The organism is Gordonibacter faecis (assembly GCF_030077735.1).
GTDB classification, from domain to species: Bacteria; Actinomycetota; Coriobacteriia; order Coriobacteriales; family Eggerthellaceae; genus Gordonibacter; species Gordonibacter faecis.
The window spans coordinates 1-21,172 of the sequence record NZ_JASJEU010000012.1 but is presented as its reverse complement, the minus strand read 5'-3'; the positions used below and the strand labels follow the sequence as shown (position 1 = coordinate 21,172).

Annotated in this window: 16 protein-coding genes; 5 read left to right on the top strand and 11 right to left on the bottom strand. The window is 57.3% G+C overall.

The annotated features are described in order from the left end of the window. Positions 1-144: 144 nt before the first annotated feature. Complete coding sequence (locus QNJ86_RS05210; RefSeq protein WP_283831540.1) at positions 145-1,269, bottom strand: aldo/keto reductase; 1,125 nt, start codon at positions 1,267-1,269, stop codon at positions 145-147. Positions 1,270-1,317: 48 nt separating this feature from the next. Next, positions 1,318-2,232, bottom strand: a complete 915-nt coding sequence (locus tag QNJ86_RS05205; RefSeq protein WP_283831539.1) for a LysR family transcriptional regulator — start codon at positions 2,230-2,232, stop codon at positions 1,318-1,320. Between the two features lie 248 nt (positions 2,233-2,480). Between QNJ86_RS05205 and QNJ86_RS05200 the strand changes: the two genes are divergently transcribed. Continuing rightward, positions 2,481-3,470, top strand: a complete 990-nt coding sequence (locus QNJ86_RS05200) for a TDT family transporter (protein WP_283831538.1) — start codon at positions 2,481-2,483, stop codon at positions 3,468-3,470. Between the two features lie 86 nt (positions 3,471-3,556). On the opposite strand, the gene QNJ86_RS05195 is transcribed toward QNJ86_RS05200, so the two are convergent. From QNJ86_RS05195 to mazG, 4 genes are all read right to left on the bottom strand, one after another. Further along, positions 3,557-4,906, bottom strand: a complete 1,350-nt coding sequence (locus tag QNJ86_RS05195; protein WP_283831537.1) for a glycoside hydrolase family 30 protein — start codon at positions 4,904-4,906, stop codon at positions 3,557-3,559. Between the two features lie 69 nt (positions 4,907-4,975). Next, the gene (locus tag QNJ86_RS05190; RefSeq protein ID WP_283831536.1) at positions 4,976-5,719 is read right to left on the bottom strand and encodes a GTP pyrophosphokinase; all 744 of its coding nucleotides are present in this window, start codon (positions 5,717-5,719) and stop codon (positions 4,976-4,978) included. A 173-nt stretch (positions 5,720-5,892) separates the two neighbouring features. Then, positions 5,893-8,391: an EAL domain-containing protein gene (locus QNJ86_RS05185; RefSeq protein WP_283831793.1), complete on the bottom strand. Its 2,499-nt coding sequence runs from the start codon at positions 8,389-8,391 to the stop codon at positions 5,893-5,895. Positions 8,392-8,705: 314 nt separating this feature from the next. Then, entirely contained in the window at positions 8,706-9,599 is an 894-nt protein-coding gene (gene mazG / locus QNJ86_RS05180) for a nucleoside triphosphate pyrophosphohydrolase (RefSeq protein WP_283831535.1), read from the bottom strand. 109 nt (positions 9,600-9,708) lie between these two features. Between mazG and QNJ86_RS05175 the strand changes: the two genes are divergently transcribed. Then, a complete protein-coding gene (locus QNJ86_RS05175; protein ID WP_283831534.1) occupies positions 9,709-10,158 on the top strand; it encodes a hypothetical protein in 450 nt (149 codons plus the stop codon). Between the two features lie 179 nt (positions 10,159-10,337). Further along, the gene (locus QNJ86_RS05170) at positions 10,338-11,246 is read left to right on the top strand and encodes a VIT1/CCC1 transporter family protein (RefSeq protein ID WP_283831533.1); all 909 of its coding nucleotides are present in this window, start codon (positions 10,338-10,340) and stop codon (positions 11,244-11,246) included. A gap of 156 nt (positions 11,247-11,402) precedes the next feature. Here QNJ86_RS05170 and QNJ86_RS05165 read toward each other — a convergent pair whose 3' ends face one another. The 5 genes from QNJ86_RS05165 to tet(W) all read right to left on the bottom strand — a co-directional run bounded on the left by QNJ86_RS05165 (position 11,403) and on the right by tet(W) (position 18,299). Beyond that, positions 11,403-12,698, bottom strand: a complete 1,296-nt coding sequence (locus QNJ86_RS05165; RefSeq protein WP_283831532.1) for an ATP-binding protein — start codon at positions 12,696-12,698, stop codon at positions 11,403-11,405. A gap of 431 nt (positions 12,699-13,129) precedes the next feature. Next, positions 13,130-14,749, bottom strand: a complete 1,620-nt coding sequence (locus QNJ86_RS05160) for a recombinase family protein (RefSeq protein ID WP_000945966.1) — start codon at positions 14,747-14,749, stop codon at positions 13,130-13,132. A 91-nt stretch (positions 14,750-14,840) separates the two neighbouring features. Continuing rightward, positions 14,841-15,239 carry a plasmid mobilization protein gene (locus QNJ86_RS05155; RefSeq protein ID WP_001126628.1) on the bottom strand — a complete coding sequence of 133 codons (399 nt, stop codon included), beginning with the start codon at positions 15,237-15,239 and terminating at the stop codon, positions 14,841-14,843. 573 nt (positions 15,240-15,812) lie between these two features. Beyond that, complete coding sequence (locus QNJ86_RS05150; RefSeq protein ID WP_283831528.1) at positions 15,813-16,298, bottom strand: helix-turn-helix domain-containing protein; 486 nt, start codon at positions 16,296-16,298, stop codon at positions 15,813-15,815. Between the two features lie 81 nt (positions 16,299-16,379). Further along, complete coding sequence (gene tet(W) / locus QNJ86_RS05145; RefSeq protein ID WP_000691721.1) at positions 16,380-18,299, bottom strand: tetracycline resistance ribosomal protection protein Tet(W); 1,920 nt, start codon at positions 18,297-18,299, stop codon at positions 16,380-16,382. 698 nt (positions 18,300-18,997) lie between these two features. On the opposite strand from tet(W), the gene QNJ86_RS05140 reads away from it, so the two are divergent. Then, the gene (locus tag QNJ86_RS05140; RefSeq protein ID WP_283831527.1) at positions 18,998-19,645 is read left to right on the top strand and encodes a cysteine hydrolase family protein; all 648 of its coding nucleotides are present in this window, start codon (positions 18,998-19,000) and stop codon (positions 19,643-19,645) included. Beyond that, positions 19,639-20,508: a TrmH family RNA methyltransferase gene (locus QNJ86_RS05135; protein WP_283831526.1), complete on the top strand. Its 870-nt coding sequence runs from the start codon at positions 19,639-19,641 to the stop codon at positions 20,506-20,508. The genes QNJ86_RS05140 and QNJ86_RS05135 overlap by 7 nt, the downstream gene beginning before the upstream one ends. Positions 20,509-21,172: the final 664 nt, after the last annotated feature.

Sequence of the window (21,172 nt, the reverse complement as noted above, 5' to 3'; positions counted from 1 at the left end):
GATGCACTATGTAGGCGCTATTCAAAAAGTTCTCAATTGATTGAGAACTTTTGGGAAATTGGGGGAAAGTTTTCATTTGATTGAGAACTTTTTAAGACAAGTGCGAAGGGCGCAGCGCGAAACGTGTGCCCTTCGCGGGCAGGGTTACTCGAAGTGCTCTGCAGCTTCTTCCAGGTGTTGGATGATATTGATGCTTTGGGGGCACATGGCTTCGCAGGCACCGCAGGCTATGCATTTGGAGGCGGGGCCGGGGGCGGCTTGCCAGGAGTAGAGGCCCTTCACGAAGTCGCGGTTCTTGGTCATCAGCTCCAGGTTCATCAGCGCCAGAATCTCGGGGATAACCACGCCTTGCGGGCAGTCCTTCACGCAGTAGCGGCAGTTGGTGCACGGGATGTTCGCCAGGCCACGCAGCACTTCCACGGCCTCGTCCAACGCGCGCTGCTCGTCGGGCGAGAACGGGCGGCTTTCGCGCAGCAGCGCAGCGTTTTCGCGCGCTTGTTCCAGCGTGGACATGCCCGACAGCACCGTGAGCACGTTCGGCAAGTTCATGCAGAAACGATACGCCCAGGACACGAGCGGCGCGTCGGGGTCGGCGGCCACAAGCGGCGCAGCCACGCTTTCAGGCAGTTCAGCCAAACGCCCGCCGCGCGCGGGCTCCATAATAACCACCGGCACGCCATGGCGCGCAGCCACGTCCATGCACGCGCGAGCCTGCACCACCGGGTCGTCCCAGTCCAGGTAGTTCACCTGCAGCTGCACGAAGTCAGCATCGGGGTGCGCCGTCAGCAGCGCATCCAGCGTGTCAGCGTCGGCGTGCATCGAAAAGCCCCAATTCTTGATGAGGCCTTCCTCTTGCTTTTGCTTCACGAAATCCCACATACCGTACTCGTCGAACTTCGCCGTGCGCCCGCCGCCCACGTTGTGCAGCAGGTAGAAGTCCACGTAATCCAGGCCCATGCGCTCAAGCGAGGTAGTCAAGTTCGACTGCGCCTCTTCCTTACTGTCGATGGCCCACGCCAGGCACTTCGTGGCCACCGTGAACGCGTCGCGCGGGTAGCGCTGCACCAGCGCCTCCTTCAGCGCCTTCTCCGACGCGCCCTCGTGGTACACGAACGCCGTGTCGAAATAGGTGCCGCCGGCTTCCATGAACGCGTCCACCATCTGCTTAAACTGTTCCACATCGATGCTCGTCTGATCGGTGGCATCCAAAAGCGGCAGGCGCATGCAGCCAAAGCCCAGCTTAGGTATTGATTCAAACTCGGGTTTCAAAGGTTCTCCTCTCGTTGGGTAACCCCATCATAGAACCTGGAGCATACTTCAAGTCAAGAGGGGCATTTTCTGTGCAGCGGCGCGGAGAGATTGGTAGAACTCGTTAAAGTCTTCTTGAAAGACGGTGCCTTTGAGGCGAATGAGTGTGATGTCGTGTTCGATGGGGCGGCCGATGAGGGGAATGCGCACCAACGTGCCGGCGGCCAGCTCGCGAGCAACGGCCGCCTCGTAGAGAAACGAGATGCCATAGCCACTTTCCACCAGTGTTTTGATGATGTTGATGCTGCCCACCTCAGTTACACGAGCGAAGCTTTCCACCGTGAGGTTGCGCGCGACCAAAGCGTGCTCCAGCACGGCACGCGTGCCTGAACCTTTTTCGCGTATGAGAACGTGCTGATCCAGCAGGTCCGCGAGGTCGTACGCGACAGCCGCGCTCTCGCCCGCCTCATCCCCGGCCAACGGATGGCTCGGTGCGCACACACCCACCAGGCTCCCTGTGCCGAACACGCGCCAGTCATACGCACTCTTGTCGAAAAAGCCTTCTACCAGTGCACAGTCAATGGAGCCTTCGTGCAGTTGCGCCAGCAACCGCTCCGTGTCGTGCGACACGATGCGCACCTGCACATCTTCGTGCTCCGTCAGATACACGGCCAGGGGTTTCGCCAACACGTACTCGCCGGCCGTCAGCGTCATGCCCAGGCGCAACGTGCGGCGCTGCCCCGTCTGCGCGGCAATGGCATCCCGCAACACGGACTCGTCGTGCGCCATGGTGGCGGCCGCATCGCGCACCAACTCGCCCGCCGGCGTGAGCGCAAGTTTCTTCCCGCGATATGAGAACAGCTTCGCACCGTACGCCTTCTCCAGGTGGGCAATGTGCTGCGACACGGCGGGTTGCGTGATGTTGAGTTCTACCGCTGACCGGGTATAGTTCAACGTTCGGCACACGCTGAGAAACGTACTCATGCGGAAATCTTGCACGGGAACCCTTTCGTTTTTCGGTGCCAGATGCCCTACGCGCGTGGAAACGTCGCGGCAACAGCGCACGTCATACGTGCCGCGCAGCCTACAACCTAACTCGGCGCGCTCCGACACGTTCCATAACCATTACCTAATGTTATCACAGCATAACAATTTATCATTTTTCTTTCTGATAAAACACTGCCAGAATTCTTCAAAGCACACGACGAAAGCGAAAGAAAGGCACGTGTCCCATGCGCGACATCATCAAGAAAGTCCCCATTCCCACTGCGGGCGTCGCCCTCGCTCTTACGGCACTCGGCAACCTGTTGCAGCCCGCCTACGAAGGCATCCACATTCTCTGCGGCGTGCTGGCACTTGCGCTGGTGGCGCTGCTGACTGCAAAAGTAATCCTGTTTCCGCAGCTTATCCGCGACGACCTGCACAACTCCATCATGGCCAGCGTCAGCGGCACCGTGTTCATGACGTTCATGCAGTTCTCGGCCTACCTCGCACCGGTGGCGTACGTGCCCGCCTTCGCGCTGTGGATTGCGGCTGTGGTCGGCCACCTGGTGCTCATCGCCTGGTTCACCACACGCTTCTTCGGCGACTTCAAGCTGCACGAGGTGTTCCCCACCTACTTTATTTGTTACGTGGGCATTGGGGTGGCGTCGGCCACGTCGCCCACGTTCGGCATGCAGCAAACGGGTCACCTGCTGTTTTGGTTCGGCTTCATCTGCTACGTGGCGCTGCTTGGCCTGGTCACCTACCGCTACGCGAAGCACGAGGCGCCCGAGGCCGCGCGTCCGCTGTTTTGCATCTACACCGCTCCCATGAGCCTGTCCATCGTGGGCTACCTGGCTACGGCCGCCCGCCCGAGCGTCGTATTCGTGGGCGTGCTGCTGGTGCTGGCCCAACTGCTGTTCGCCGTGGTGTTGTGGCGCTTGCCGAAACTGCTGCGCCTCAAGTTCTACCCCAGCTACGCGGCCATGACGTTCCCCTTCGTCATTACGGCCACCGCGCTCGGGCAGGCCACCGCGTTTCTGCGCGCGAACGGCCTGGCGCTCCCCTTCGCCTTTGACGTGCTGTTTTACGTGGAAACGGGCCTGGCCACGCTCATGGTAGCCTACGTGCTCATCCACTACGTACGCTTCTTCGTCCGCCGCGTGGAGCAGCCGCAAAGCGCCGCTGTGCAAAAGGAGAACGCCCAGATCGCCCACTTCTCCGAGAACTTCGACAACTAGCGGGAACGAACGAGCTGGCAGCCTGGCGATTCACCCTCACCGGCAATCCAGCGAACCCGCCTACCCCTTCTCCGGCCGCCCTGCGCTCACTCCCACACCATGGTGGTGAGAGCGTGGGGCGGCACCTCTATGCGCACCACGCGTGGGCGTTCGGCCACGTCAAAGCGCGCTACCTCGTCGCGGCGGTTGAGCGCCACCAACACGCGCTGGCCATCCGGCCGCACAAAGCCCACGCACTCCACGTCATCGCAGTATCGCGACACCAACATGCGCCGCGACCCCGGCGAAACAAACCGCGACACCTGCCCCAGGTAGGCGAACGAGCGGTGCTCCATAAGCTCACCCGTCGCGCGGTCGTACATGAGCGGCGCCTCGCAGAAGTTGCCCACGTGGTTGGGACCGCCGCGTTCGTCCAGCAGCATGTTCCAGTCGATGAAGCCGTTCGCGCCCGCATTCAGCGCACCAATGAGCGCATGCCCGTACTGCTCGGCCTTGCGTTCCTCCGTGGAAGCGCAGGAGCCGCCGTGCGAATATTCCACACATCCCTCCGTGAACAGCAGTTCCTTGTCGGGATGCTCGTCAACCACGGCGCGCAGCTGCTCGAAGTGGTCGCCCGCATACCAGTGGTAGGCCACGCCGTCGAACGCTTGCGCCGCGCCGGACACGGTAAACGTGTCGTCCACCCGTTCAAGAATGCGATCGGTGTTGTGATCCCACGCCAGCAGCCGCACGTGCGAAAAGCCCGCCGCATCCAGCGCCGGCCGCAGATAGTGCACGGCAAACTCCGCCTCTTCCTGGGCTGTGAACAGGCACGAATCCCAGGTCTGCACCGCACACGGCTCGTTTTGCACCGTCATGCGCGTAATGTTCACGCCTTCCTCGGCGTACGCTTCCACGTAGCGCGCCAGCAGCCGCGCCCACGGCTCGTAACATGACCGGCGCAAACGCCCGCCGCCATTCATGCGGCCGTTCGTCTTCATGAAGGCCGGCGGACTCCACGGTGCCGCAATCAACTGAAGCGCCGGGTTCACGGCCAGCCCGCAGCTAATGAACGGCAGCAGCAGCTTCCGGTCGCGCTCAAGGGAAAAGGTGCGCAGCGTGCGGTCGAACGGACGCACATAGGCGTGGTTGCCCAGCGCGAAGTCGCAACTTTGCACGTGCGTGCGACAGAGCGTGTACGCATTGCCGCCGCGCCCTTCGTCGCCCTCCACCGCGCCGCCGAAGCACCGCAGCAGAAAGTCATCCTGCACCGCAGGCGGCATCTGCGCAAACACGTAGGCAGAGGCCTCGGTGAACGCCGCGCCGAACCCCACGATGCGCTGGTAGGTGCGGTCGGGCCGGCACACCACCAACTCCATTTCCGCCCTCTCGTTGCGATGAAACTCCACGTCGGAGCGTTGAAATGTGCCGTGAGCATCGGTTGTATACGTGCGCATGGGCGTGACTCCTTTCAAGGCCTGCCTCCGCCTCAGTTCGCGTCCGCCGCGCCTCAGGCCCGTGCCGCGTCAGTCCTCAATTTCCAACGCACGGGCAAGAATTTGCATGCGAGATTCCACGTCTTCGATGATGCGGCTGCAATCTTTCAGTTCATCATACGAGTCAATACCGTGAACCTCGCTCACCGATTTGTACTTCAAATCGTGTTCAAGGCTGGCCCAAAAGTCCATGGCGATGGTGCGCAGCTGCACCTCCACGGGAATGAGTTCCTTGTTGTCCAAAAAGTACACAGGAATGCGCACAATCACGTGCAGGCTGCGGTAGCCGTTGGGCTTCGGGTCTTTGATGTAGTCTTTCACCGTGACAATGACGAGATCGTCCTGCTTGCGCAACAGCTCCAGCAAGTTGTACACGTCGTGAATATAAGAGCAGATCACACGCACGCCTGCAATGTCCATGATGTAGCGTTCCATGTTTTCCAACGTGGCTTCTTTGCCGTAGCGGCCCAGCTTTTCGAAAATGCTCGCAGGCTTTTTAATGCGCGACTCCACGTGGTGGATGGGGTTGCGGTGCTTCTTGAGGTTGAGGTCCTGGTCAAGAATTTCGAAGCGCACTTCCATTTCGCGCATGGCGGCCTGGTACTTCTGGATGATCTCGCGGGTTTTCGCCTCGGCATCTTTGAGGCGCGTGATATCGTCGATGGGCTCGCGCAAATCGTCGGTCACGTCGAACGCGGAGCGGGTGCCCGGTTCTTCGGGGCTCGCCTGGGCTTCCATGCGGTGATCGAAATCTGGCTGCGCTACTTCTGGCATGTGGTGCTCCTCGGCGACGGTTTATCAACGGTTCCATGATACCCCGTCAACGGACACCCGCGTAGCCGCCGCGCCTCATTCTGGCAAAACACCAAATGCCGTGGTGGGGAACATGCCGCACCCGGTCACCGCCGCCCACCAGCGCGGCCCGGTGCGTCAGCCGACACGCACCCCTACCCCTCCTGATACATCTGAATGCGATCCTTGCCCGCACGCTTCGCCTGGTAGAGCGCCTCGTCAGCCTTTACAAACACATCGCGATAGGAACGATCATCGTCGCAGGTGAGGTACACGCCAGCGCTAATAGAAGCCCCCGTGCTTCTGCCTACCACCGGCACGGCAGCTATCTGCGTCCGCACCCGCTGAAGCTTCCGGAGCGCCACCTCGGGGTCGATGTTTTTCAGCAGCAGCACGAACTCATCGCCGCCGACACGGCCCACCACATCACCTTCGCGGAAATTCGTACGCAGCACCATACCCACCGCGTGCAACAGCGCATCACCCTCTATGTGACCGCACGTGTCGTTCACCAGCTTGAAGTCATCAATGTCCAACACCACGCACACACTGTTTGCCCGCACGTCAGGGTTGGCCAGTGCCGCAGACACCAGCTCCTGCGTGGCCGCATGATTCGTGAGCCCCGTAACGGCGTCGAATTCTGCGCGGAACCGCAGCGCACGTTCGTCTTCAATATCTTCAATAATACCCACTAAGTGCCAGGCGCCATTTTGGTCGTGTACCACATACAGCTTCGTGCGATACCACGCATACCCTCCCCCATAGTAGTCGGCGCGATATTCGGTGCCCACCTCTTGGGCTCCGGCACGCGCCCGCTCGAACATGGCGCGAACATCCGCCACGCTGTCTGGGTGCAGCACGCTTTTGCGCGTCGATTCCAACGTTTCCAAGTAGTGGGAAATGACCTGCGCTTCCATGCCCTTGCCCGTACGGTCGATGTAGAGCAGCACCGTATCGGACTCGGAATCATAGTCAAAGCTGATGGTGTTGGTCATTTCACTGAGCAGGCGATAGCGCTCGTTTTGCCATGCGCTCTCGGCGCGGTCGAGGCGCTGCTGAGTCACTTCCATAAAGGCACTCTGCACGAGTGGGCAACCCTCCTCGTTCACCTCAAACGCGGACGTGCCCTCAATCCAGCCAACGAAACCATCGCGACGCTGATACCGGAGCGCGAAATCGCACGGCGGCTCACCCTCGCGCAAGGTTTCGAAATATGACTGTTGGACAGTGAGGTCATCGGGCAGAATGGGCGCGAACGCGTCACCGCCCGTCACCTCGCGATACTCCACCAAATCGCGATAGCCCAGAATCTGGCACGCCTTCCGATTCATAAACAACATGCGCGGTATATCGTCGGCGGTGTAGCGCACGATGCCACACGGAATAGCATCGTAGAGTCGCTGCTGAATGGCGTCCTCACGCGCATCTTCTGAAATTGGTGGCTCTTCACCAGCTGAAGGCTGTTCTGTTAAGAGGCGCTCAAACGATGCGCGGTCAAGCGGCTTTGAGAACAAGTAGCCTTGCATGTACTCACAGCCAATGCTCGCCAGGTAAACGGCCTGCTCCTGCGTTTCCACACCCTCAGCCGTGGCGGGCAAATCCAAGAGGCGCGCCATGCGTACGACCGAAGCCAAAATGATGCCGCCACGCGTACGGTCCCGTGCGTCCAAAAAGCCCATGTCAATCTTGAGCGCATCAACGGGCACATCTTTCAGCGTGTTGAGCGACGAATAACCGCTACCGAAATCGTCCATTTCCACCACGAAACCGGCGGCACGAAGCTTCGTCACCGCATCCACCAGCTGTTCGGGCGCCTCCATGTAGGCGGTCTCGGTAATTTCCAAATGCAGTAAATCAGTGGGCAGATTGTAACGACGCAGCAGGTCATTCAAGTAGGAACACAAATCGGCGCGATAGATATCCGCGCGCGACAGGTTCACCGACAGCCGCGGCACCCGGTCGGCGCCCAAGCGGTCAATCCAGTCGCGCAAGCAGCTACACGCCTGCTCCCATAAATAGTAGTCGAGCCGCGCAATCAGCCCATTGCGCTCAAGCACCGGAATGAACTCGGCGGGCGACACCAGCCCACGCTCCGGATGATTCCAACGCGCCAGTACCTCAGCGCCCGTCATGCGGCCAGCAGCGTAGCGGTACTGCGGCTGGAAATAGGGCACGAACTGGCCCTCCTCCAGCGCCTTTACCATTTCTCCCGCCAGCTGCTGCTCCTTGAGCACCGAGGCGCGCAGCGTCTCGTCATACAGGGCATACTTGCTGCCCGCATGCCCGTCCTTCGCGGCCTTCAGCGCCAACAGCGCGCGGTCGCACATGAGGCTGACGTCAAGCTCAGGCTCGTCAATGACGTAGATACCCAGGCGCACGAAGAAGGTAAAGTCTTCTCGATAGTTCGCGAACCAGTCGTCGAGCAGGGATAGCAAACGATCAGGATAAAGCAGGGAATGAGGACAGCAGCACACGAAGTGGTCGGCGCGCAGGCGAGCGACAGCCGTGTTCGGAGGAAGCAGGTCGCGCAGCATGGCACCGATTGCGGCCAGCAACTGGTCGCCCGCGTGGGTGCCGAAGAGGTCGTTGTAGACCTTGAAACGGTCGATATCGCCGTACACAATGACGAACGACTCGCCGGGATTTTCGCTGATAAGCGCTCTAACTCGAGAGTTAAATCCGCTGCGGCTCAGCAGCCCTGTAAGGGAGTCTTGCCCAAAAGAGTGACGTGAGCGCCCCCCCCCCGTCTGCCTTTTTCGACGTCGAGCCTTCTGCGCCTCCAGTTTGCCATACAGGACGCATCGCCCCCCTCGCCTCCGTTTGATCGTGTGGTTATCTGCATCGCCTGTCCACCATACTTCATGTATAGGGTTCTAGTTTACCCTTTAGCAGGGGGATAGTGCCATCGGAAGGAGCTACAACTTGTGATTAAAACAGAGGGAAGGGTTCGCCGCGTAAGACCTTTGTCCTACGAGCAACCTTGCGCTTCCTGAGTTTTTGCCTGGACCCACAACTCTTCCAATTCGTCGGACGACAGATCCTCAATGCGGCGGCCTTGCACCCATGCGGCGCCTTCCATAAACGACCAGCGGCGGCGGAACTTCGCGCAGGTGGCGCGCAGCGCGCCCTCGGCGTCCAAGCCCATGCGGCGCGCGACGTTCACCAGCGAGAACAGCACGTCGCCCAGCTCTAGTTCCACGGCCGCTGCATCCGCACCTTCCACTTTGCCGTTGGGTTCCTTCGCAGCGGCGGCGTAGGCATGCTTGAGTTCGGCCTCTTCCTCGCGCACCTTGTCCCATACGTCATCAACCGTGTCCCACTCGAAGCCTACCGCTGCGGCTTTGCGCGACACCTTCTGCGCTTGCATGAGCGCGGGAAAGCTGGTGGGTACGCCATTAAGCAGGCCTTCGGGCGCGTCGGCGGCCGCGGTGGTGGCGGCGTCGGCCTCCCCCTTCTCGGCCAGCTTCACCTGGTCCCACAGATCCAGCACCTCGCCAGCACTTGCGGCCTTAGCCTCGCCAAACACGTGCGGATGGCGGCGGATCATCTTCGCGTTCACGTCGGCGCACACGTCATCAATGGTGAACTCGCCCGCGTCGGCGGCAATCTGACTTTGCAGCACCACCTGCAAAAGCACATCGCCCAACTCCTCGCGCAGATGTGCCACGTCACCAGCCTCGATAGCATCCACCGCTTCGTACGCTTCCTCAATCATGTTGTGCGCAATGCTTGCGTGCGTCTGCTCGCGATCCCACGGGCACCCGTCCGGCGCGCGCAACGCCGCAATGGTGGCCACAAAGTCGTCGAAGGCGGGATGCGCCGAGGCCGCCGAGGCGGGCGCGGTACGTTCGGATTCGTTCATCGCGGATTCCTTTCAAGCTAATAGTCTGCAAGCAGTATACCCCTCGTTAACCCGGGGCGTGCCGAATGCGCTATGATCGGCGAAAGCGCCAAGCGAAAGGATTGACACCATGAACGAGCGCACGGAAACACGAGGTCAGAAGGCCGCCGCGTTCGCCGCGCGTGTGGCCGTAGCGCTGGTGTTCGTCATCAACGTGCAGTGCGCCGTACTGTACGTAGTGCACCCCGAGGCGTACGTCGCCGGCTTCGAGCTGCCCGGAGAAGAAGGCGTCATCGCCGTGCGCGGCCTGGGCGTGGCCTTTCTCATGTGGAACGCCACCTACCCCGCCGTCATCGCGAACCCGCAGCGCTTTCGTGCGCTCTACGTGATGGTGCTGGTGCAGCAAGTTATCGGTGTTGTCGGCGAGTCGTGGATCCGCCTCACGCTACCCGCGAACCACGCAGCTCTCGCCGCCACCATCAACCGCTTCATCACCTTCGACGCCGCCGGCCTCATTCTCATGACCGCCACGTTTATAATTTTGAAAAGGATGTCGCGCAGTAAAAAGGAAGACCGGTAGCGGCAACTACCGGTCCAACTATCTAAGCGTCGCCCGATCACTTTAACCACTCGGGCACCGCCAGCAAGGCGAGTATATCACATTTCTCCCTTGCCTTAAAACCCGCTTCTGCCGAGCGTATACAAAATCGGCTATACTGGGCAGTTGTTCAAAAACGACCCACGACAAGGAGTTTTCTCATGGCAGCAGACACGGACGCGCGCGGAAAGAACCTGTCGCCCGCGGTGCTCGCGCAAATTCGCGCCTTCCAGCAAAACGAGGTTACCGAAGCCGAAGTGTATCGACGCATCGCAGCGCGCACGAAGGACGAAGGCAACCGGCAAACGCTGCTGCGCATTTCCGAGGAAGAAGCAAAGCACGCCGCCATCTGGCAGCGCTACACGGGCGAGGAACTGCGACCGCAAGGCGGCAGAGTGCGCCGGTACGCGCTGCTTGCGCTCATATTCGGCTTCACCTTCGCCGTTAAGCTGATGGAGAAAGGCGAGGCCAAAGCCCAAATTTCCTACGAAGAACTGGCGAAGGAAGCGCCCGAAGCCCTGAGCATTCGCGATGACGAAGAAGCGCACGAAGCAGCGCTCTTGGACATGCTGGACGAGGAACGCCTGTCGTATGTGGGCAGCATGGTGCTGGGCATGAACGACGCCATGGTGGAGATGACCGGCACGCTAGCGGGCCTCACGCTAGCCATGCAGAACACGCGCCTCATTGCGCTATCGGGCCTGATCACCGGCATTGCCGCCACGCTGTCGATGGCGTCGAGCGAATACCTGTCGGCCAAAAGCGAGGACCGCGAGGACGCCTTCAAGTCCGCCACCTACACAGGCATCGCGTACCTTATTACGGTGGCGCTGCTCATTTTGCCGTACCTCTTGTTCGACGCGGAGCACTACCTGTGGGCCATGGGCACCATGATTGTGATTGTGCTGCTCATCCTTGTGGTGTTCAATTACTACATCTCCGTGGCGCAAGACCTGCCGTTCAAAAAACGCTTCGGTCTCGGTCAAATGGCCGGCATCAGCCTGGGTGTGGCCGCCCTCTCCTTCGTCATAGGCATCCTGGTCAAACAATTCCTGGGCGTAGATATTTAGAAAGCAGGTCCTGAACAGGCAAGCGTCTCATCAGGTAATTCGGGAAAATACACCCTTTTCATTTCGGATTTTACACCCTAACCGTTACGGCTTTTACACCCTGGTGTGACGTGCTTCGCGCTGGCGTACTAGTTAGCGCTGTAGCGCGTCACACTTTTACGCGCCCAGGGCGGTAAGTGGGATTACGTAGACGTCTGATGCGGCATCGTAGCGGGCGAATTCCCCTGCTCCTACGATCACCGCCATGAACTCGGGCTGGGGGTTGCGGGCAGCGGGATTCGCGGCCACCTTCGCGCGCAAGCGGTTGAGCGCTGCGGCACCCTCTTCCACCTTGCTGTCGCCTAGCTTTATCTCGAAGCCGGCCCATCTTCCGTCGCGCAACTCGATGATGGCATCCACTTCCAGCCCGTCGGAGTCGCGATAATAGTGGAGGGGATCTGCGGGAGCGTGCGGCAAGGCAGAAGCGTACACTGCCAAGTCGTGCATGCAAAGCGATTCGAACAGCATACCGAAAAGCTGCCCGTCCAGCACCAACCTCTGCGGATCTACTTGCAGCAGATTAGCCGCCAACGATGCATCGGCGAAGTAGCGCTTTGGCTTGGTACGCAGCCGGCTCTTTGACCGGACAGGCGCATCCCACCCTGCAACGTTTTCAATTACGTACAACGCTTCAAGCGCAGCAATATGCTCTGCCGTTTTTTTCTCGATGGTATCCGCAGATAATTTGTCAGAAAAAGCATCGGCCCCAATGGTTGCCAGCTTCGCAGAAGTTCCCAGATTACGCGCGAGCGACCGAGCAACCCTTCGCGAATCGCCACCATCAAGGCCTCGACGCGGAATGCTGGTTTCAAAAATGGCGTCGAAGTACGAATCGAGATAACGGGAAGCTTTGTTGGAATCCGCGTTGCGCAAGGCAGGCCAGCCACCTCGACAGATGGTTTCCGCAAGCGGGGCAAGTCGCTGTTGCACAAGCGCTGGCTTGAACTGCCCATCGAACAGTCCCGCAAGAGAAACCGCTGCGGAAGATTCTCCCGTTTCAGCAAGCGACATCGTGCGCATGCGAAGCTTCGCAATGCGCCCCGCACCACTGTGGCTCACCAGGTGCTTGTTGGGCGATGAAGATCCCGTGAGAATGAAACTCCCGGTCTCGCCCTCCGAGCTATCAACAGCATCACGCACGGCATCCCAGATGGGAGGCACGTTCTGCCACTCATCAATGACGTGAAGCTTGGCACCAATAAGCGCAACCGCAGGGTCGGTCTCAACCGCCTGCCTAACGTTAGCGCGCCCCACCCGGGTCACGCTTTCCCCAAACGAGAGGGATGTCCACGTCTTCCCGCACCACATGGTACCCGCCACTTCAACAGCCGCGAACGTTTCCAGCAGTTCGGACAACACGCTGTCACACACCCTGGGCAGATATCCTTCTGGCTTAAGCGATCCCTGCTGCATGACCAGCCCTTTCGTATAGCGATCCGCTTTTAGAGGCATTTGGAATCCGGTTTTAGAGTATAAATGAATCCGCTTTTAGAGGCAAATTGTATCCGGTTTTAGAGGATAGATGGTTACCTTCGAAGGTGGAGTGTGCTGTTGCGAGTCAAAAGAAGGTATCATGACTTCCAGGAAATTTGCCATCCTGAGCACTGCGAGGTTGTCATCCTGAGCGGAGGCGCAGAGCGCCGAAGTCGAAGGATCCCGTGCGGCAATAGCCGGGAGACTTCCAGCTAACGCCACACGGGATCCTTCGACTTCGCGCCTTACGGCGCTCCGCTCAGGATGACAAACCTTATAGTTTTGCTAATGTGCGATAAAGAAGTAATAGAAGTGTAAAAAATTTTGCCGTTCCTATCCGGCACTTAGGGCTGTGTCGGATAGGTCAGGCGTTAGGCTTCCGGCAAGTCTATCTTGCCGACAAAGCTGTAATAAATCTCAATGTCCTGCCTGCGGGTGCCGTTCTCGTCATAGCTGCACTCATGCACGACGATTTTCTCAATCATTTCCCGCAAGAGGGTGGGGGTCAATTCTTCAAAAGCAAGGTGCTTTCTCACAATCCCCATGAATTTCTCGGCGTTGACGGTGGCGGCCTGCGACTTGGAAAGTTCCTCCTGCAAAGCGGCAGCCCGGTCTTTCAGTTCCCGCTGCTCCTGCTCATAGTCCGCCGACAGCTCCATGAAACGCTCGTCGCTGATTTTGCCGCTTACATTGTCCTCATACAGCCGCTTGATAATGCGGTTCACTTCGGCAATGCGTGTCTGGGCCTGTTCAAGCTGCTTCGTGGCTGCGGCGGTCTTTCTCTTGCCGCCGATTTCGTTCTGCTGGATGAGCAGCTTTACAAAGCGGCTCTCATGCCTGGCGGCGTATTCCGTCACTTGCCGGAGATTGGAAAGCACGCCCGCCGTCAAAAGGTCGGTGCGGATAAAGTGTGCCGTACAGTCACGGGTACGCTTCTTGTAGCTGCCGCAGATATAACAGTCCTGCTTGCGGTTCTTGTTCTGATACCGCTGCTGATACAGCACATGGCCGCAGTCGGCGCAGAACAGCATACCAGAGAACAGCCCCACTTCATCATAGCGGTTCGGGCGTTTTCGCTGCTTGCGTAACTCCTGCACACGCTCCCATGTTTCCGTGTCGATAATCGGCTCATGGTGATTTGGGAAGATAGCCTGCTTCTCGATGGGGTTCTCAACGCTGTGCTTGACCTTGTAAGAGGGCTTCTCCGTCTTGAAGTTTACCAGACAGCCAGTGTACTCCCGGTTTTCCAGCAGATGGACGACGGTGTTTGTCGCCCACTTGCACTCATAGCCGGGGTGGTAGCGTCGGGTGCTGCCCGTCCTGCGGTATTCCAGCGTCCCCGGCGTGGGGATTTGCTGCTCCGTCAGCATACGGGCAATCTTGGTCGGGCCATTTCCCGCAAGGCAAAGCTGGTAAATCTGCCGGACAACCGGGGCGGCTTCCTCGTCAACGATATAGTTCTCGTCCTTGTCCATGAGATAGCCATAGACTGGCTTGCTGGTTACAGGCTTGCCGCTCATGCCTTTTGCTTTCTTTACTGCCTTGATTTTCTTGCTCGTATCTCTCACCAGCCATTCGTTAAATAAGTTCCGCAGAGGGGTAAAATCATTGTCCATGCCGCCGTTTGCGCTGTCCACGTTGTCATTGACAGCGATAAAACGCACGCCCTTTTGAGGGAACAGCATTTCCGTGTAAAATCCCACCTGCAAGTAATTACGCCCCAGCCTGCTCATGTCCTTGACTATGACGGTGCCGACTTTCCCGGCTTCAATGTCTGCAAGCATGGCTTGAAATCCGGGCCGCTGGAAGTTCGCACCTGAGTAGCCGTCGTCGGTGTACCAGCGCAGATTGGTAAAGCCGTTCTGCTTGGCGTAGGCTTCCAAAATCCGTTTCTGGTTGGAAATGGAATTGCTCTCGCCTTGCAATTCGTCCTCATGGGACAATCTCGGATAAAGGGCGGTAATGAGGTTTTGGGTGGCTTGTCTTAACATAAAATCCTCCGTTTCCGACAGCCAGCCCCACTATTCCGTGGTTTCATTGTACCACGGAACAGGGGCGGCTGTACAGCGGTAGTCGGCGTTCTTAGAGCCTAAATGCTTGAGTGTTGCCAACGGCGTCACCTACTTTCTTTAGGACTTCATACTTGAGGGCGGCAAGGTCGGCGGCCGCTTCCCGCAATTCCTTTGCCATAGCCGGGTAGGGGCTATGCCACTCGTTGAGGGTGCGGGCAATCTGGTTGAGATTGCCGCCAATCCTGCCGTACTCGGCTGTGAGCTTCCCGACAGCGGAGAGCAGCTCGTCATTGACTGACGACACATGGAGTACGGGGCGTATGGTAGTGCGCCGGATGGCCTGCCGGAGAAATTCGGACTGACTGATACCATAGGGCGCAAGCCGTTCTGTGAAGTCGGCGTATTCTTCATCGGTCAGCCGGGTTTTCACAACATGGCTGCGGTGGGGGGTGTTGTATCGCTTCGGCATGGGCTGTAAACCTCCTTTCACTTATCACAAAAAATGGGCTGGTCTGTTAGCTATTTTCGGGGCATTTCCTGTCTGCCGGACAGAAATATTTTTGCGGCGTAAGCCGCATAGCAGGGTTTGGGGAAGGCACTCCCCAACAAGTTTCCCGCGAGGGGCAAAACCGCAGAATTGCGGATTTTGGCACCGTGGTAGAAACTTGCTCTAAGTAAGCCGTAGATTTCCCCTTGCACTTACTACTCGTATAGCTGCCGCCTGTTTTGGCCGGATTTCTGCAAAAATCTTACGGCGTGGGGCGATTTTTACCCGCAGTTCTTTCTTTCCGCTAAAGATACATTTCAAAGGCCGCCAGCTACCCGCTTGCCGGGAATTTTCTCAAATTTTCCTTTGCCTTAGAAATACAGAAAATGCAGATTTGGCTACCGCCGCAGAAAATTTTTTGTTTCCGGCTTCACCTACCTACTACGGATGACTTTGCGATTTTGCCAAACGGATAAAGAAAAAAGCAGCAAATCTTTTTCAGACTTACTGCTTTCGCTGGCCGCCGATGGGCGGTGGATATTCAGTTTTGAAAGTTCAGGTCAGGTTGGCCCGATGATGGATAGCACAATAAATTCCTGTTCTCAATGTAATAACTGCATGGCATATCAAGCCAAATACAAGAGAAAAACAGCCACCGCCAAATAGTGATGCTCCCCACCCTGCACCTGACATTGTCATAAAACCGCCAACAAAGAAAATACCAATGCCAAGAAATATACCAACACCATAAAAAAGTCCAATTGCCATATCGTACTTATTAAATTGTCGTTTCTCCTTTTTTTCATATGTTTCCATCTTTGTTATTACCTCCTTCGCAAAATCGTCCATGTTGACTCCAAAAAGAAAGCAAATTTTTTTCAACATATTTAAATCGGGTTCATTAACATCTCTCTCCCAATTCGATAGTGCCTGCCGGGTAACATTCAATTCCCCGGCTAGTTCTTCCTGTGTCATTCCCAATTGTGTTCGCAGATGACGTATTTGCTTTCCTGTTGTAATATTCGTCTGTTCCTGGTTCAAAATAGTTTCTCCTCTCTGATACTGATTTTATCAATGATATTTCGCAATAGCCAGCAATGAACGCTTGCATTGCGCAAGACGTTACATTATCTTCTGAAACATATAGCGCACCTTGTCCAGGCGGCTGTTTGGACGGCGGGGCTGGATGACTGGCTTGCCGACAGCGGCCTGATACCCTTTCAGTTCTGTAAGGCATACGCTCTGCCCGTTGGTGTAAAAGGCCAGATCAGTACGGTATGCCTGTATACAGCGGGCGGGAATCTCGCCAGTAAAGACAACTTCATCCTTTTTTACCTGGACCGTTTCGATGGTGGCACAGTATTTCGGTGCATCATGATAAGCCCTGGAAAGATATTCCCGGGGCGCATAGAGGGTGAAGGAGAGATAAGGTTCCAGCAGTTGCGTCCCTGATTCCTTCAATGCCTGTTCCAATACAATCGGGGCCAATGAGCGGAAGTCCGCCGGCGTGCTGACCGGACTGTAATAAAGCCCGTATTCAAAGCAAATCTTACAGTCCGTTACGTTCCAGCCGAACAAGCCCTGCTCCAGCCCGTAACGGATACCATCCCTGACAGCGTTTTGAAAACTCTGGTTCAAGTATCCCAGCGAAACCCGGCTCTCGTATTGTACACCGGAGCCAAGCGGGAGTGGTGTAACAGACAGTCCGATGGATGCCCAAAACGGGTTGGGCGGCACCTCGATATGGATGGTGTGGCTGGCTGCTTTGAGCGGCCGCTCCATATAAATGACGGTGGGTTCCTTTACCACTGTTTCAAGCTTGTATTTTTCCGACAGCAAAGCGGAAACAACCTCCAACTGCACCCGGCCCAAAAAAGAAAGAATGATCTCATGGGTGATGGAATCCACCTCGCAGCGCAAAAGCGGGTCAGTATCCGCAAGTTGCGTAAGAGCGTCCAGCAGCCGTTCTCTTTGCGCTGCCGTTTTCGGCGCAATCGACGTCCGCAGCATGGGGAGGGGGTCCTCACGCCACCTTTTACGAGGGAGCCGGGTTGGGTCCCCTAATACATCGTTTAACCTCACGCTGTCGCTGGGAAGGATAACAATTTCACCCGGATAAGCGGTGTCTGTCCGAACAATTTCCCCTTTGGATGGAATACGCATCTCTGTGATTTTCAGCTTTTCTCTCCCGGCCAGGGCCACCGTATCCCGCAGGCGCAGCGTTCCGCTGTATAGCCGTAGATAGACACGCCGCTGGCCGCAATCTGTATACTCCACCTTGAAAACGCTGCCGCATAGGGCGGCGCTCCCCTGTTCCCCAATCGGTTGGAACAGCCCTGTCACCGCATCCATCAACGGTTGAATGCCAAGGCCCTTTTTGGCGCTGCCATAATAGACCGGGAACAGGGAGGCGTCTTGAACCCGCCGCTGTTCCTCCCGCACAAGTTTTTCCCGGCTGATTGGTTCTCCTGCGATATACTTTTCCAATAATTTATCGTTATTTTCGATGACCGCATCCCATGCTTCTATGTCGGTATTTTCCTCCAGGACTATTTCCGGGGACAGCGACACCGTCTGCTTGATGATAATATCGGCGGAGAGCTTATCCCGAACAGACTGAACCACGCTCTGCAAATCAACGCCAGCCTGGTCGATCTTGTTGATAAAGATAACGGTGGGAATGTTCATTTTCCGCAGGGCATGGAACAGAATACGGGTCTGGGCCTGCACGCCATCTTTAGCGGAGATCACCAAGATGGCCCCATCTAAAACAGCCAAAGAGCGGTACACCTCCGCCAAAAAATCCATGTGGCCGGGCGTATCCACAATGTTGACTTTACATCTGTGCCACTGGAAGGAAGTGACTGCCGCTTGAATGGTAATCCCACGCTGCCGCTCCAAAAACATGGTGTCCGTCCTCGTTGTCCCTTTTTCGACGCTCCCCGGTTCTGAAATGGCTCCGCTGGCATATAGCAGGCTCTCCGTCAAGGTCGTCTTTCCAGCGTCTACATGGGCAAGAATTCCAATATTGATTATTTTCATGTGATTGTCCTCCCTTTACTGCCCCGAAGGGCATAAAAATCCCCAGCAGTAAAATACTTTTACCACTGGGGATGATAATTTGCGGACATACACATATACAGCATACACCTGTTTGTGAGTGCTGTTTTTGGGGATATGTCAAAATTGATAAGGCAAAAGTATTCTTAAATTGGGTACAAAAAACTAAGCCCCTACAAAAGGGACTATCATAATCCTTTGTTCCCACTATTTGATTATAGTTTTATTTAAGAATACCTTGCCGCATATTTTTTACTCCTTTTCTGGAATTGAATTATTATATCACATCAGTTTTAGGAAAACAAGTATCTAAAAGAAATTTTTCTTCCCCTTATATGTAACAATCATACCGGCTTCCTAACGTTCAGAATGGTTTCTACTGTCTGCTGCGGTGTTTGGTTGGAATTGTCCAGCCAAAAGCCGATCCGTGGTGTTGTCTGCATTTTACTAAATACAAATTCAATGTATACAGAAAGAAATATATAAGGAGTGGGAGGGATTCCGCCGTAGTCGGCATTGTAGGAAAATCCAAAAGTTTAGATTTTCTCAAAATGCTTATCTTTTGGTCTTTGGTTCGGAATAGTGTAGTGCTGGCGGTCTATCTATTGTTTTCGGTTGCTTGCTTCTTTACCGTACATGAGCATCCACTCAGGGTAACAAGTGGTAGAAGGGAGCGCGCTATGGTTGAGGCTGGGAATGCGGCGTTGCTTTTGATTGATATGCAGAATGGGTTTGTTGATCCGAACTCGGCGTTGTGCGTGGAGGGGGCGGCGGCTACGGTGCCGGCGTGCTCGCGAGCGCTTGACCGGGCGCGTGAGCTGGGGATGCCGGTGTTCCACGTAGTGCGCGAGTACGCTGAAGATGGCTCGGATGTGGAAGCCGTGCGCCACACGGCCTGGCACGACGGCGGCAAACCCGTGTCGCGCGCCTGCGTGAACCCGCACTCGCTCGATGAGCCCGCGCCACTCGCGCCGCAGCCCGGCGACCGCGTGGTGGTGAAGCCGCGCTTCTCGGCGTTCTTCAACACGAATCTCGACAACGTGTTGCGCCGCCTGGGCGTGAACACGGTGGTGCTCGCGGGCACCACCACGCCGAACTGCATCCGTACCACCTGCTACGACGCGCTTTCGCTCGACTACAACGTGGTGGTGCTGGAAGATTGCACGTCCTCGCGCACGCCCGCTGTGCAAGCGGCGAACATTGAGGATATGGCGCACATCGGCGCGCAGATGCTCACGTGCGATGACTTCTGCACGCACGGACTGGACAACGTGCGCGACATTACGGCTGAGGTGGCGGCTGCCGTGCGGGAGATGCGCCCGTGCTAGTGGAGGTGGCAACGCTCGACGACCTGCGGCTGGACGTGTACGCGCGCCTCACCGACGCGCAGCTGCGCAGCAAGCTGGAGCCAGAACGCGCGCTGCTTATTGCCGAGTCGGGCAAGGTGATAGAGCGCGCACTGGAAGCGGGTTTGCAGCCGTTATCCCTGCTCATGGAGGCGAAATGGCTTGACGCGTTGGCGCCCGTCATTGATGAGGTAGCCGCGCGCTGGGGCGCGGACGTGCCGGTGTTCGTGGCGCCGCATGATGAGTTGACGAAGCTCACGGGCTTTGAACTGACCCGCGGTGCGCTGGCGGCCTTCCGCCGGCCCGCGCTGCCCTCCGTGGCCGAGGTGGTGGCCGGGGCGCGCCGCGTCGCAGTGCTGGAAGACATCACGAACCACACGAACGTGGGCGCCATTTTCCGCTCGGCCGCGGCGCTTGGCGTGGACGCCGTGCTGGTGACACCCGCCTGCTACGACCCCTTCTACCGCCGCGCCGTGCGCGTGTCCATGGGCACCGTGTTCCAAATTCCGTGGACGCGTATTGGCGAAGACGTGCAGGGAGTGGGCGTGCACGGCAACGTGATGCGCGCAGGCGGCTGGGCCGAGACGGGCATTCCGCTACTGCATGAGCTGGGGTTTAAGATGGCAGCAATGGCCCTGTCGGACGATTCCGTGTCGCTGGACGACCCTGCACTCAACGCCGAGGAACGTCTGGCGCTGGTGCTGGGCACCGAGGGCGACGGCCTGTCCCCCGCCACCGTCGCGCGCTGCGACTACACCGTGCGCATCCCCATGTATCACAACGTGGACAGCCTCAACGTAGCTGCCGCCAGCGCCGTCGCCTTCTGGCAATTGCGCACGCGGTAGCAGCCCCTTCTCGCTTCGCAAAGAGTGACGCGCTTTCGCGCTACTGATTACGCCAAAAGATGGTTACCCTCCCTACCATTATGACGAGGGCTCTTTCATGTACGATAATCATAACTAAAAAGGTTACCTTAGTAGGGGCGCTTCACGAAGCGCCCTCTCCGCCGTCAGGCGGAGAATCCAACCATGACCTGCGTTTTCGCGCTTCGCGCGAACGGATGCTCTAGAGAGCATCCCTACAGAAGTTGACGTACCTAGTTGTCGTTAGTGGGCAGAATGGTAGTCTTGACCTGCATTTTCGCGCTTCGCGCGAAAGGGCGGTTCGTGAACCGCCCCTCATATACTCTTTATGTCGCCAGATTTATGGCGAGTACGTCCTTTCCAATGTAGGTTGCATGTGAGATAAAGGGCGTACACACAGACGGAGGGCGCGTGAATCGCCCCTGAGGTAAAGCCTCGTTTCGTAGGATCGCGCCTCCGACTCTTGCGATTGGACATGAATTAGGCTGGATGGCCAAAGGGTTGTATCTCTCATGAGGTTGTGTGTCGCAGACGTCGGATGGAGACCTCTGTCTTTTAAAAAGCGTAAAGTAAGGAGGAAAAGCCTTGTACTTCATCGGAATCGACATCGCCAAGCACGACCATGTTGCCGCTGTTGTAGATGACT

Excerpts from the sequence above, each read along its gene's own strand:
- QNJ86_RS05205 (WP_283831539.1), bottom strand. The coding sequence starts at position 2,232 with ATGAGTACGTTTCTCAGCGTGTGCCGAACGTTGAACTATACCCGGTCA.
- QNJ86_RS05200 (WP_283831538.1), top strand. The coding sequence starts at position 2,481 with ATGCGCGACATCATCAAGAAAGTCCCCATTCCCACTGCGGGCGTCGCC.
- QNJ86_RS05195 (WP_283831537.1), bottom strand. The coding sequence starts at position 4,906 with ATGCGCACGTATACAACCGATGCTCACGGCACATTTCAACGCTCCGAC.
- QNJ86_RS05190 (WP_283831536.1), bottom strand. The coding sequence starts at position 5,719 with ATGCCAGAAGTAGCGCAGCCAGATTTCGATCACCGCATGGAAGCCCAG.
- mazG (WP_283831535.1), bottom strand. The coding sequence starts at position 9,599 with ATGAACGAATCCGAACGTACCGCGCCCGCCTCGGCGGCCTCGGCGCAT.
- QNJ86_RS05175 (WP_283831534.1), top strand. The coding sequence starts at position 9,709 with ATGAACGAGCGCACGGAAACACGAGGTCAGAAGGCCGCCGCGTTCGCC.
- QNJ86_RS05170 (WP_283831533.1), top strand. The coding sequence starts at position 10,338 with ATGGCAGCAGACACGGACGCGCGCGGAAAGAACCTGTCGCCCGCGGTG.
- QNJ86_RS05165 (WP_283831532.1), bottom strand. The coding sequence starts at position 12,698 with ATGCAGCAGGGATCGCTTAAGCCAGAAGGATATCTGCCCAGGGTGTGT.
- QNJ86_RS05160 (WP_000945966.1), bottom strand. The coding sequence starts at position 14,749 with ATGTTAAGACAAGCCACCCAAAACCTCATTACCGCCCTTTATCCGAGA.
- QNJ86_RS05155 (WP_001126628.1), bottom strand. The coding sequence starts at position 15,239 with ATGCCGAAGCGATACAACACCCCCCACCGCAGCCATGTTGTGAAAACC.
- QNJ86_RS05140 (WP_283831527.1), top strand. The coding sequence starts at position 18,998 with ATGGTTGAGGCTGGGAATGCGGCGTTGCTTTTGATTGATATGCAGAAT.